This window comes from Streptomyces sp. ISL-94, assembly GCF_018614075.1.
In the GTDB taxonomy this organism is placed as follows: domain Bacteria; phylum Actinomycetota; class Actinomycetes; order Streptomycetales; family Streptomycetaceae; genus Streptomyces.
Map to the genome: position 1 here is coordinate 1 of NZ_JAGGOZ010000073.1, position 12,320 is coordinate 12,320.

General features: G+C 69.7%; 11 protein-coding genes. 2 read left to right on the forward strand and 9 right to left on the reverse strand.

What is annotated here, in order from left to right:
* Window positions 1-332: 332 nt before the first annotated feature.
* From J7E94_RS22525 to thyX, 3 genes are all read right to left on the reverse strand, one after another.
* Complete coding sequence (locus J7E94_RS22525; protein ID WP_215018261.1) at window positions 333-2,018, reverse strand: ribonuclease J; 1,686 nt, start codon at window positions 2,016-2,018, stop codon at window positions 333-335.
* A gap of 114 nt (window positions 2,019-2,132) precedes the next feature.
* Window positions 2,133-3,032 carry a 4-hydroxy-tetrahydrodipicolinate synthase gene (gene dapA, locus J7E94_RS22530; protein ID WP_215018263.1) on the reverse strand — a complete coding sequence of 300 codons (900 nt, stop codon included), beginning with the start codon at window positions 3,030-3,032 and terminating at the stop codon, window positions 2,133-2,135.
* A gap of 200 nt (window positions 3,033-3,232) precedes the next feature.
* Window positions 3,233-3,973, reverse strand: a complete 741-nt coding sequence (gene thyX / locus J7E94_RS22535) for an FAD-dependent thymidylate synthase (protein WP_215018265.1) — start codon at window positions 3,971-3,973, stop codon at window positions 3,233-3,235.
* 213 nt (window positions 3,974-4,186) lie between these two features.
* Here thyX and J7E94_RS22540 point away from each other — a divergent pair, with 213 nt between their 5' ends.
* Together J7E94_RS22540 and J7E94_RS22545 are read left to right on the forward strand one after the other, a co-directional pair.
* A complete protein-coding gene (locus tag J7E94_RS22540; RefSeq protein WP_215018267.1) occupies window positions 4,187-4,426 on the forward strand; it encodes a hypothetical protein in 240 nt (79 codons plus the stop codon).
* A 48-nt stretch (window positions 4,427-4,474) separates the two neighbouring features.
* Window positions 4,475-5,038: a PH domain-containing protein gene (locus tag J7E94_RS22545; protein WP_215018269.1), complete on the forward strand. Its 564-nt coding sequence runs from the start codon at window positions 4,475-4,477 to the stop codon at window positions 5,036-5,038.
* Between the two features lie 53 nt (window positions 5,039-5,091).
* On the opposite strand, the gene J7E94_RS22550 is transcribed toward J7E94_RS22545, so the two are convergent.
* The 6 genes from J7E94_RS22550 to eccD form a co-directional block, all read right to left on the reverse strand.
* Window positions 5,092-5,565, reverse strand: coding sequence for a tetratricopeptide repeat protein (locus tag J7E94_RS22550; protein ID WP_215018271.1), 474 nt, complete (start codon window positions 5,563-5,565; stop codon window positions 5,092-5,094).
* Between the two features lie 5 nt (window positions 5,566-5,570).
* Window positions 5,571-6,323 (reverse strand): 4-hydroxy-tetrahydrodipicolinate reductase, encoded by a 753-nt coding sequence (dapB, locus tag J7E94_RS22555; protein ID WP_215018274.1) that lies wholly within the window; start codon window positions 6,321-6,323, stop codon window positions 5,571-5,573.
* Window positions 6,324-6,349: 26 nt separating this feature from the next.
* Window positions 6,350-7,732, reverse strand: coding sequence for a pitrilysin family protein (locus tag J7E94_RS22560; protein ID WP_215018276.1), 1,383 nt, complete (start codon window positions 7,730-7,732; stop codon window positions 6,350-6,352).
* Entirely contained in the window at window positions 7,729-9,951 is a 2,223-nt protein-coding gene (locus J7E94_RS22565) for a polyribonucleotide nucleotidyltransferase (RefSeq protein WP_215018291.1), read from the reverse strand. Before J7E94_RS22565 ends, J7E94_RS22560 begins: the two co-directional genes overlap by 4 nt.
* Before the next feature lie 344 nt (window positions 9,952-10,295).
* Window positions 10,296-10,583: a 30S ribosomal protein S15 gene (rpsO, locus tag J7E94_RS22570; protein WP_215018278.1), complete on the reverse strand. Its 288-nt coding sequence runs from the start codon at window positions 10,581-10,583 to the stop codon at window positions 10,296-10,298.
* Window positions 10,584-10,755: 172 nt separating this feature from the next.
* Window positions 10,756-12,258 carry a type VII secretion integral membrane protein EccD gene (gene eccD, locus J7E94_RS22575; protein WP_215018279.1) on the reverse strand — a complete coding sequence of 501 codons (1,503 nt, stop codon included), beginning with the start codon at window positions 12,256-12,258 and terminating at the stop codon, window positions 10,756-10,758.
* Window positions 12,259-12,320: the final 62 nt, after the last annotated feature.

Sequence of the window (12,320 nt, forward strand, 5' to 3'; positions counted from 1 at the left end):
TGCGTTTCCGACTCTATCAGATTCGGTCCCGCTTGCTTTCCAGGTTCTCCGCTTTCGCGGTTTCCCTTTCCGGCGATTCCGACTCTATCAGATTCTCTTCAGTCCGTTTCCGGCTGATTCGAATTCCGATGGCCTTCGGGGGGCCTTTCCCTTTCGGGTGGATCAGACTTTATCAGGTCTCCCTGAGTGCTGATTCCCACCCGCCCGCGTGACAGGTGCAGGCACACGTGTGTGCCCGGGGGTCGTGCGGGGTGGGAGACGTAAACGTACTGGAGCGGGGCCCCCGGATGCAAATCCGGTTGCCCCGCTCCCGTGTCGTCGCTACGGCGAGGTCAGACCTCGACCACGACGGGGAGGATCATCGGCCGGCGGCGGTAGCCGTCCGAGACCCACTTGCCCATCGTGCGGCGGATCAGCTGCTGGAGCTGGTGCGGTTCGGCGACGCCGTCCGCGGCCGCGCGGGCGATGGCTTCCTCGATCTTCGGGAGGACCGAGACAAAGGCCGAGTCTTCGATGCCGGAGCCGCGTGCCTGGATGTTCGGGCCGCTCACGACCTTGCCCGTGGTGCTGTCCACCACGACGTAGACCGAGATGATGCCCTCTTCGCCGAGGATGCGGCGGTCCTTGAGGTGGACCTCGGTGACGTCGCCGACCGAGAGGCCGTCCACGTACACGTAGCCGGCCTGGACCTTGCCGGAGATGCGGGCCTTGCCGTCGATCAGGTCGACGACCACGCCATCCTCGGCGATGACGATGCGGTCCTTCGGGACGCCCGTCATGGCACCGAGCTCGGCGTTGGCGCGCAGGTGGCGCCACTCGCCGTGGACCGGCATCAGGTTCCGCGGCTTGCAGATGTTGTAGAAGTACAGCAGCTCGCCGGCGGAGGCGTGGCCGGAGACGTGCACCTTGGCGTTGCCCTTGTGGACGACGTTGGCGCCCCAGCGGGTCAGGCCGTTGATCACGCGGTAGACCGCGTTCTCGTTGCCCGGGATCAGGGACGACGCCAGGATCACGGTGTCGCCCGGGACGATCCGGATCTGGTGGTCGCGGTTGGCCATGCGGGACAGGGCCGCCATCGGCTCGCCCTGGGAACCCGTGCAGACCAGGACGACCTCGTGGGCCGGCAGGTCGTCGAGGGTCTTGACGTCCACGACGAGGCCCGGCGGAACCCTCAGGTAGCCCAGGTCACGGGCGATGCCCATGTTGCGGACCATCGAGCGGCCGACGAACGCGACCCGGCGGCCGTACTCGTGGGCGGCGTCGAGGATCTGCTGGATGCGGTGCACGTGGCTGGCGAAGCTGGCCACGATGATCCGGCTGTGGGCGTTCGCGAAGACCGTGCGCAGCACGTTGGAGATCTCGCGCTCCGGCGGGACGAAGCCCGGGACCTCGGCGTTCGTCGAGTCCGAGAGGAGGAGGTCGATGCCCTCTTCGCTCAGGCGCGCGAAGGCGTGCAGGTCGGTGAGGCGGTTGTCCAGCGGGAGCTGGTCCATCTTGAAGTCGCCGGTGGCGACGACCAGGCCCGCGGGGGTCCGGATCGCGACGGCCAGGGCGTCGGGGATGGAGTGGTTGACGGCGATGAACTCGCAGTCGAAGGGGCCGAGGCTCTCGCGCTCGCCTTCCTTCACCTCAAGGGTGTAGGGGCGGATGCGGTGCTCCTGAAGCTTCGCCTCGATGAGGGCCAGCGTCAGCTTGGAGCCGATCAGCGGGATGTCCGGCTTCTCCCGGAGGAGGTAGGGGACGGCGCCGATGTGGTCCTCGTGGCCGTGCGTGAGCACGATGCCGTCGATGTCGTCGAGCCGGTCCCGGATGGACGTGAAGTCCGGCAGGATCAGGTCGATGCCCGGCTGCTCCTCCTCGGGGAAGAGGACGCCGCAGTCGACGATCAGCAGGCGGCCGTCGAACTCGAAGACGGTCATGTTGCGGCCGATCTCACCGAGGCCACCCAGGGGGGTGACCCTCAGGCCGCCCTTGGGCAGCTTGGGCGGCGGACCGAGTTCCGGATGCGGATGGCTCAAAAGTCTCTCCTCACCACGCACGCCACGTACCTCGTAAGGCACGTGGCGCGCATGTCATTCGTGCACTTGCTGTTGTTGGTTTCGGTCTTGCTTATTCAGTTGTGAAGTCCGTTGTCAGAGCTGTACCCCGCCCGCGCCAAGATCGATCTTGAGCTGGGCCGTCTCTTCGGCGGTCAGCTCGACCAGTGGCAGCCGCAGCGGGCCGGCGGGCAGGCCCTGCAGGTTCAGGGCGGCCTTGGTGGTCATCACGCCCTGGGTGCGGAACATGCCGGTGAAGACGGGGAGCAGCTTGTGGTGGATCTCGGCGGCCTTCTGGACGTCTCCGCCCAGGTGCGCCTCCAGCATGGCGCGCAGGTCGGGGGTGACCACGTGGCCGACCACGGAGACGAAGCCGACCGCGCCGATCGACAGGAGCGGCAGGTTCAGCATGTCGTCGCCCGAGTACCAGGCCAGGCCGCTCTGCGCGATGGCCCAGCCGGCGCGGCCGAGGTCGCCCTTCGCGTCCTTGTTGGCCACGATACGGGGGTGCTCGGCCAGCCGGACGAGAGTTTCCGTCTCGATCGGGACACCGCTGCGGCCGGGGATGTCGTAGAGCATGACCGGCAGCCCGGTGGCGTCGGCGATCGCCGTGAAGTGCCGGTAGAGGCCCTCCTGCGGCGGCTTGCTGTAGTACGGGGTCACGGCCAGCAGGCCGTGGGCGCCGGTGGCCTCGGCCTGGCGGGCCAGCTCGAGGGTGTGGCGGGTGTCGTTCGTGCCGATACCGGCGACCACGTGGGCGCGGTCTCCGACGGCTTCGAGGACGGCTCGTACGAGGTCGTTTTTCTCCGCGTCGGTGGTGGTCGGCGACTCACCGGTGGTGCCGTTGATGACCAGGCCGTCGTTGCCTGCGTCCACCAGGTGGACGGCGAGCTGCTGCGCGCCGTCGAGGTCGAGAGTGCCATCCGCCGCAAAGGGCGTGATCATGGCGGTGAGGACCCGCCCGAAGGGGGTCTGCGGAGTCGAGATCGGAGCCATGGGTAACACGCTACTCGCTGCCATGCTCGCGGTGTCCCCTCGGGGGACGTCAACAGAGTGTTGGACGCCGGCACTGCCTGCTCGGGGGTTCAAGCAGTGCCGGGTCCGTTTGATCAGCCTAGATGAACTTTACGAAACGTCGCAATACGGACACTTAGGACTTAACTCCGTACATCCGTACGTCGTGGCCATACCGTCCCTTATGGGGCAACGCGCCCGTTGGCGTTGTAGGCCGCGTACGTGAGCGGCATGAGCTTCGCCCAGTGCTGCTCCATCTTCTCGCCGACCATCGCGATCTCCCGCTGCGGGAAGGACGGCACGGCCGCCAGCTCGTGCTGCGTACGCAGGCCCAGGAAGTGCATCAGGGAGCGCGCGTTGCAGGTGGCGTACATCGAGGAGAAAAGTCCGACGGGCAGGACCGAACGGGCAACCTCCCGGGCGACGCCCGCGGCGAGCATCTCCTGGTAGGCCTCGTAGGCCTGGCGGTAGGAGTCCTCCATGACGCGGCCGGTCAGCTCCTGCTGGGCCTCGGTGCCCTCGACGAAGACGTACTTGCCCGGGCGGCCCTCCTGGACGAGCTTGCGCTCGGCGTCCGGGACGTAGAAGACGGGCTCGAGCTCCCTGTAGCGGCCCGATTCCTCGTTGTAGGACCAGCCGACCCGGTGGCGCATGAACTCCCGGAACACGAAGATCGGGGCGCTGATGAAGAAGGTCATCGAGTTGTGCTCGAAGGGGCTGCCGTGGCGGTCGCGCATCAGGTAGTTGATCAGGCCCTTCGAGCGCTCCGGGTCCTTCTGCAGCTCCTCCAGGGACTGTTCGCCGGCCGTGGAGACCCGGGCGGCCCACAGGACGTCGGAGTCGGCGGCGGAGTGCTTCACCAGCTCCACCGTCACATCGCTGCGGAAGCTGGGTTTCAGATCTGAAGCGGCGGTCTCGCTCACCGGGGGTCCTTCCAAACGTGCGTCCTGGGGCGCGCCCACTCTACGGCGCTCCCCGCCGCTCCGATGCAGGGTCCGGGGGCGGCTCGGCCCCGCCGACAGCTGACGCAGCGCCATGAAATTTGGCTGATGTCCCGAAATCCGGCACGGATTGGGCGGCTCGAACGTCCTACCTGATGGCAACCACTGATCGTGAAGAGTGAGGAGCGTCCCTTCATGTTTCGCCGGCGCGAACCCGTCCCGTTCGCCTTCGTCGCCGAGGCCGACCGATTCCGGAGCAACGTCACTCCGCCGCCGCGCGAGAGTCTGGGCAAGACGCAGATCGCCGCCCGTAGTCTGGTCGGGCTGACCGTGGTTGCGGGGCTCGCCGGCTCGCTGCTCTTCGGGATGCCCGCGCTGGAGCCCGACAAGGCGCCGGCGAAGTCGCAGCAGCCGGAGGCGTCCGAGGGGCGGTAGCCTCACGGTCACAGCCCAACCGAACGTGCATGTGAGTGAGGTCCAGCCGTGCCCCTGCCCTTCCTGACGGCCGACGGTGTGTCCGATGCGGGTGACGACGGCTACGAGGCACTGGCCCACGTCGACCACGACCGCTGGCGGCGGCCCTACCGGCCGGGTCCCTGGCGGGTGGCCGGCGCCGCGCTGCTGCTCCTGCTGTCCGCCTTCATGCTGCTGGCGACGATGATCGTGGCCTTCGCGGGCGCCGCGGCCGGGGCCGCGGTGTGCCTGGTCGCCGCCCTGGCCGTCGTCGGATCGGCGGTGCAGTTGCTGCGTGCGGGTGTCTGGGTGAGCCGTACGGGACTGCGCCGGGTGGGGTTCTTCCGGACCCGCTCGCTCGCGTGGAGCGAGATCGCCGAGCTCCGTACGGTGCAGCAGCCGGTGCGCTGGCTCGGTCTGCCGCGGACCGTACAGGGCCAGGCCCTGACGGTGGCCGGGCGCGGGGGCGCGGAGCTGCCGGCGCTGCTGACCGACCACAATGCCGATTTCCTGTCGCGGGCCGAGGCCTTCGACCGGGCCGCCGACGAGGTCGGGGCCTGGGCCGACGAGTACCGGGCCGTGCCGGTGGGCTGAGCGCCCGTCACGGCCCAGTCACCGCAACCATCAATTGAGGAACCACGACGCGATCAGCCACGTCCGCGAGAGCGGCGCCGGTTTAGGCGCAAAGAGGGGTGCAGGGCGATCGCCCGCTGCATGGCCTTGCGCGCCCGCGGGGTGTCGCGGGCGTCGTGGTAGGCGACGGCGAGCCGGAACCAGGTGCGCCAGTCCGCCGGCGCGTCCTCGGTCTCGGCCTTGCGGCGCGCGAAGACCTCGTCGGCCGAGTCGCGGTCGATGCGGCCGCCCGCCGTACGGACCAGCTCGTTGGCCGGCAGGCCGCCCTCCGCCTCCAGTTCACGCGCCAGCCGCTGGGCGGAGCGCGCGAAGCGCGTGTTCTGCCAGAGGAACCAGGCGCCGACGCACGGCAGCAGGAAGGCCACCGCGCCCATCCCCATGGGAGCCGGCTCGCCGGTCAGCAGGAGCAGTACCCCCTCCATCGCCACCACCCCGAAGACGAGGACCAGCACGGTGGCGAGGAAGAAGTACGTGATCTTTCCGCCCATGGCCGTCAGCCCAGGTCCAGGAAGTGTTCCAGACCGAAGGTGAGGCCCGGGGTCTGCGTCACGCGGCGGGCGCCGAGCAGGATGCCGGGCATGAAGCTGCTGTGGTGCAGGGAGTCATGACGAATGGTCAGGGTCTCGCCCTCGGCGCCGAGGAGCACCTCTTGGTGGGCCAGCAGGCCGCGCAGGCGGATGGCGTGCACGGGAACGCCGTCGACACTCGCGCCGCGCGCGCCGTCGAGGGCGGTGGCGGTGGCGTCGGGCTGCGGGGCGCAGCCGGCCTCGGCGCGGGCGGCCGCGATGAGCTGCGCCGTACGGGTCGCCGTGCCGGAGGGCGCGTCGACCTTGTTCGGGTGGTGCAGCTCGACGACCTCGACGGACTCGAAGTAGCGGGCGGCCTGCGCGGCGAACTTCATCGTCAGGACGGCGCCGATGGAGAAGTTCGGGGCGATGAGCACACCGGTCTCCGGGGATCCGGCGAGCCAGGTGTTCAGCTGGGCGAGGCGGTCCTCGGTCCAGCCGGTGGTGCCGACCACTCCGTGGATGCCGTGGCGGATGAGGAAGTCCAGGTTCTCCATCACCGAGGCGGGGGTGGTCAGCTCGACCGCGACCTGGGCGCCGGCCTCGACCAGCGTCTCCAGCTTGTCGCCGCGGCCGAGGGCCGCCACCAGCTCCATGTCGTCGGCGGCCTCGACCGCCTTGACGGCCTCGGAGCCGATGCGGCCCTGAGCGCCGAGGACGGCCACGCGCAGCTTGCTCATGTTGCTTCCTTCATTCACGTACGGGACTAGGCGACGACGATTTCGTCGAGGCGGGCGGCCTGCTTTTCCTTGAGCGGGCCGATCACCGCGAGCGAGGGCCGCTGGGCCAGTACATCCTGGGCGACCGAGCGGACGTCGTCCGGGGTCACGGCGGCGATCCGGCCCAGCATGTCGTCGACCGACATCTGGTCGCCCCAGCACAGCTCGCTCTTGCCGATGCGGTTCATGATCGCGCCGGTGTCCTCCAGTCCGAGGACGGTGGAGCCGGCGAGCTGGCCGATGGCCCGCTTGATCTCGTCGTCGCTCAGCCCGTCGGCGGCGACCTTGTCGAGTTCGTCGCGGCAGATCCGGAGCACGTCGTGGACCTGGTTGGGGCGGCAGCCCGCGTAGACGCCGAAGAGGCCGGTGTCGGCGAAGCCCGAGGTGTACGAGTACACGCTGTAGGCCAGGCCGCGCTTCTCCCGGACCTCCTGGAAGAGGCGGGAGGACATGCCGCCGCCCAGCGCCGTGTTCAGCACGCCCAGCGCCCAGCGGCGCTCGTCCGTGCGGGCCAGGCCGGGCATGCCGAGGACCACGTGGGCCTGCTCGGTCTTGCGGCTGACCAGGTCGACGCGGCCGGCGGTGCGGATGCGCCTGGTGCCGGAGCGCGGGCCGATCGGCTCGGCGTCCGTGCTGGTCAGCGCGCCGGCCTTCTCGAAGGCGGCGCGGACCTGGCGGACGACCTTGTTGTGGTCGACGTTGCCCGCGGCGGCCACGACCAGGTGGGTGGGGTCGTAGTGCTTCTTGTAGAAGCGGCGGATCCGGTCGGCCGTGAGCGCGTTGATCGTGTCGACGGTGCCGAGGACGGGACGGCCCAGCGGGGTGTCGCCGTACATGGTCTGCGCGAACAGGTCGTGGACGATGTCGCCCGGGTCGTCCTCGGTCATCGCGATCTCTTCGAGGATCACGCCGCGCTCGGCGTCGACGTCCTCCTGGCGGATCAGTGAGCCGGTGAGCATGTCGCAGACCACGTCGATGGCCAGCGGCAGGTCGGTGTCGAGCACCCGGGCGTAGTAGCAGGTGTACTCCTTCGCCGTGAAGGCGTTCATCTCGCCGCCGACCGCGTCTATAGCGGAGGAGATGTCGAGGGCGCTGCGCTTGCCGGTGCCCTTGAAGAGGAGGTGCTCCAGGTAGTGCGTGGCGCCGTTCAGCGTGGGCGTCTCGTCGCGGGAGCCCACGTGCGCCCAGATGCCGAAGGTGGCGGAGCGGACGGAGGGCAGCGTCTCGGTGACGATGCGCAGTCCGCCGGGGAGGACCGTGCGCCGGACGGTGCCGATGCCGCTCTGCCCCTTGAGGAGGGTTTGGGTACGGGCGACGGCCCGCCCCTCCGAAGAGGGGCGGGCCGTCACACGGGAACTACGCGACATCACTTGTCGGAGTCGTCCTTGTCAGCGTCGTCGCCGGCGGTCTCGCCGTCGATCACGGGGACCAGGGAGAGCTTGCCGCGGGAGTCGATCTCCGCGATCTCGACCTGGACCTTGGTGCCGACCGCGAGCACGTCCTCGACGTTCTCCACGCGCTTGCCACCGGCGAGCTTGCGGATCTGCGAGATGTGCAGCAGGCCGTCCTTGCCGGGCATGAGGGAGACGAAGGCACCGAAGGTGGTGGTCTTGACGACCGTACCCAGGTAGCGCTCGCCGACCTCCGGCATGGTCGGGTTGGCGATCTGGTTGATCGTGGCGCGGGCGGCCTCGGCGGCCGGGCCGTCGGAGGCACCGATGTAGATGGTGCCGTCGTCCTCGATCGTGATCTCGGCGCCGGTGTCCTCCTGGATCTGGTTGATCATCTTGCCCTTGGGGCCGATGACCTCACCGATCTTGTCCACCGGGATCTTGACGGTGATGATCCGCGGCGCGAACGGGGACATGGCGTCCGGCGTGTCGATCGCTTCCATCATCACGTCGAGGATGTGGAGGCGGGCGTCGCGGGCCTGCTTGAGGGCCGCGGCCAGGACGGAGGCCGGGATGCCGTCCAGCTTGGTGTCCAGCTGGAGGGCGGTGACGAACTCCTTGGTGCCGGCGACCTTGAAGTCCATGTCGCCGAAGGCGTCCTCCGCACCGAGGATGTCGGTGAGGGCGACGTAGTGCGTCTTGCCGTCGATCTCCTGGGAGATCAGGCCCATGGCGATACCGGCGACGGGGGCCTTGAGGGGCACACCGGCGTTCAGCAGCGACATGGTGGAGGCGCAGACCGAGCCCATGGACGTCGAACCGTTGGAGCCGAGGGCCTCGGACACCTGACGGATCGCGTAGGGGAACTCCTCGCGGGTCGGGAGGACCGGCAGGATCGCGCGCTCGGCGAGCGCGCCGTGGCCGATCTCGCGGCGCTTCGGCGAACCGACGCGGCCGGTCTCACCGACGGAGTACGGCGGGAAGTTGTAGTTGTGCATGTAGCGCTTGCGGGTCACCGGGGAGAGGGTGTCCAGCTGCTGCTCCATGCGGAGCATGTTGAGGGTGGTGACGCCCAGGATCTGGGTCTCGCCACGCTCGAACAGCGCCGAGCCGTGCACGCGCGGGATGGCCTCGACCTCGGCGGCGAGGGTACGGATGTCCGTGATCCCGCGGCCGTCGATGCGGACCTTGTCCTTGATGACGCGCTCGCGCACCAGGGCCTTGGTCAGGCTGCGGTAGGCGGCGGAGATCTCCTTCTCGCGGCCCTCGAAGGCCGGGAGGAGCTTCTCGGCGGCGATCTCCTTGACGCGGTCCAGCTCGGCCTCGCGGTCCTGCTTGCCCGCGATGGTCAGCGCCTGGGAGAGGTCGCCCTTGACGGCGGCCGCGAGGGCCTCGTACACGTCGTCCTGGTAGTCCAGGAAGACCGGGAACTCGCCCTCGGGCTTGGCGGCCTTGGCGGCCAGGTCGGCCTGGGCCTTGCACAGGGCCTTGATGAACGGCTTCGCGGCGTCGAGGCCCGCGGCGACGATCTCCTCGGTCGGCGCCTCGGCACCGCCCTTGACGAGGGCGATGGTCTTCTCGGTGGCCTCGGCCTCGACCATCATGATCGCGACGTCGCCGTCCTCCAGGACGCGGCCCGCGACGACCATGTCGAAGACGGCGTCCTCGAGCTCGGTGTGCGTCGGGAAGGCGACCCACTGGCCCTTGATCAGCGCGACGCGGACGCCGCCGATCGGGCCGGAGAAGGGCAGGCCGGCCAGCTGGGTGGACGCGGACGCGGCGTTGATCGCGATGACGTCGTACAGGTGGTCCGGGTTGAGCGCCATGATCGTGGCGACGACCTGGATCTCGTTGCGCAGGCCCTTCTTGAAGGACGGGCGCAGCGGGCGGTCGATCAGGCGGCAGGTGAGGATCGCGTCCTCGGAGGGGCGGCCCTCGCGGCGGAAGAAGGAGCCGGGGATCTTGCCGGCCGCGTACTGGCGCTCCTCGACGTCCACCGTCAGGGGGAAGAAGTCGAGCTGGTCCTTGGGCTTCTTCGACGCGGTGGTGGCGGAAAGCACCATCGTGTCGTCGTCCAGGTAGGCAACGGCGGAGCCGGCGGCCTGGCGGGCCAGACGGCCCGTCTCGAAGCGGATGGTGCGGGTGCCGAAGGAACCGTTGTCAATGACGGCCTCGGCGTAGTGGGTCTCGTTCTCCACTAGCGTTTTCTCCATTTTCGTCGTCTCCGTCCGCCGCCCGTGTGGCGGTGGACGGTTGCGGAGAAGCGCTCCTGGCCTGGGGCCGGTCTTCGATCGAAGCACCCGGGTTCGTGGCCCGTGGGGCGTTCCGGGTGCCACTACCGAGGACCGGCGGCGTAGGGAGGGCGCTCCTCCTCTTCAGTTGTGCACGTCTTCGTACGTCGTGCGTGACATCTTGCGTGACGTCTTGCGTCTTCTCAGACGTACACGTGCGTCCGTTCCAGACTACAAAGGGTCCGGTCCGTCCCGCACGTACAGCAAAGGGAGCGGCCCCCGGATGTGGGAACCGCTCCCTTCACGGCGTGTTACTTGGCGCCGGCCGCACCGCGGCGGATGCCGAGGCGCTCGACCAGCGTACGGAAGCGCTGGATGTCCTTCTTGGCCAGGTACTGCAGCAGGCGGCGACGCTGGCCGACCAGGATCAGCAGACCACGACGGGAGTGGTGGTCGTGCTTGTGGGTCTTGAGGTGCTCGGTCAGGTCCGAGATGCGCTTCGAGAGCATCGCGACCTGGACCTCGGGGGAGCCGGTGTCGCCCTCCTTGGCACCAAACTCTGCGATGATCGACTTCTTCGTAGCGGCGTCAAGCGGCACGCGTACTCCTCGTGTATTGGGTCGTCAGCCACCGAGTGCCCCAGGTCTGAATCTCTGGGGAGCTTCCGTAACTCGGGAGGCGGGGTCCGCTGAGCGCAGCCTCCAGAGGATTCCGGGGGCGCGTACACAAACGGCCGTCACCCAGGGTACCAGGCTGCCGCCGCCCCCCGTCTCAGCTGGTGAGAGCGCGGACCTGGGAGTACACGTCGAGCACGGCCAGGGTCAGCGGGACCAGGCTGAGCAGCACCGCGGCCTCAGTCAGGTCGAGCAGGCGTCCCCAGAAGGGTGACAGGCCCTTGCGGGGGATGACAAGCGCAATTCCCGCGAGGAGGGCCGCGCCGGCGGCGACGGCGGCGGTCAGCCAGATCGTACGGATGTCCATGCCGCTGTGGTCCTGCTTGGCGAGGGCTTCGAGCAGGGTGAGCGGCGGGTGCAGGGCCAGACCCAGGATCAGCAGGGCGATGGCGGCGAGGCCGGCGGCCAGGGTGCAGACGACCTGGGAGGTGTAGCGGAAGAGCCGGGCGCGCAGCAGCATGGCGAGGCCGGTGGTGAGGGCCAGCAGGCGGCCCCAGGTGTTGTCGGAGAAGCCGAGGACGGCGGCGGCGCCGACGGCGACCGCGGCGCAGCCGCCGACGAGGCCGAGGAGCATCTCGTGGCCGCGGCGGGCCTGGGCGGCGATCTGCTCGGCGTCGAGCGGGGAGCCCTGCTCGTACTGGTCGGAGCCGGACTGCTCACCGTACGGCTCGGCCTCGTAGCGGTCCGGGGTCTCGTAATCCTCGGTGGCGCTCTGCGGTGCGGCGTAGCCGATGGGCAGGCGGGCGAAGCGGGCGGAGAGGCCGGGCAGGAAGGCGACGAGGCCGATGGCGACGGGCGCGCAGACGGCGGCGGTGCCGGTCGCGGATGCCTCGGTGGCGAGGGCCGTGAAGGTGGCCAGGGTGCCGGTGGCGGCGACGAAGGTGGCCGCGACGAAGGGGGCGTCCCCGCTGGGGGTGAGGGCGACGAGGGCGACGGAGGCGATCAGGACGCAGACGCAGCCGAGGAGGAACTGGAGCCGGCCGGGGCCCTGGCCGGCGGCGGGGGCGATGATGCCGGAGCCGGCGATCAGCAGGTGCGGGAGTGCGCCGAGGCCCAGCGCCACGGCGGAGCCGCGGTCGCGGTAGACCCGGGCGCGCACTCCGGCCACGGCGGTGAGCAGGACGCCCGCGGCGCCGGCGATGATGCCGGGCAGTCCGTGCATGGCGTGGCGCAGGGGGTCGGCGTACCAGAGGACGAAGCCGAGCATGACGAGGAGCAGGGCGGCGCCGGCCAGGCCCGCGCCGCGCAGCATGTCGTCGCTCCAGCGGTGCCGGTCGCGGACGACGGCGGAGGCCACGGCGTCGGAGACGTCGTCGAAGACGGCGGGCGGCAGGGACTCGGCGAAGGGGCGCAGGCTGAGCACCTCGCCGTCGAGGACCTGCTGGGCGGCGAGCGTGCGGGCGCCGTCGAGGACGGTGCCGGAGCGGCGTACGAGGTGGAAGCCGGTGGGGGCGCCGACGGGCTGGGTCTGGCCGGTGAGGCGCAGCAGCTCGGGGTAGACGTCGGCGACGGCGATGTCCTCGGGGAGGGCGACGTCGATCCGGCTGTCCGGAGCCACGACGGTGACCCTGCAGAAGCCCGTCGTTGCGGCCGTACTCACCTGTGTGACCCCCCTTGTTGGTGCCCGCGGCGGCGGACGATTCGCGGATGCGCATGCTGCGC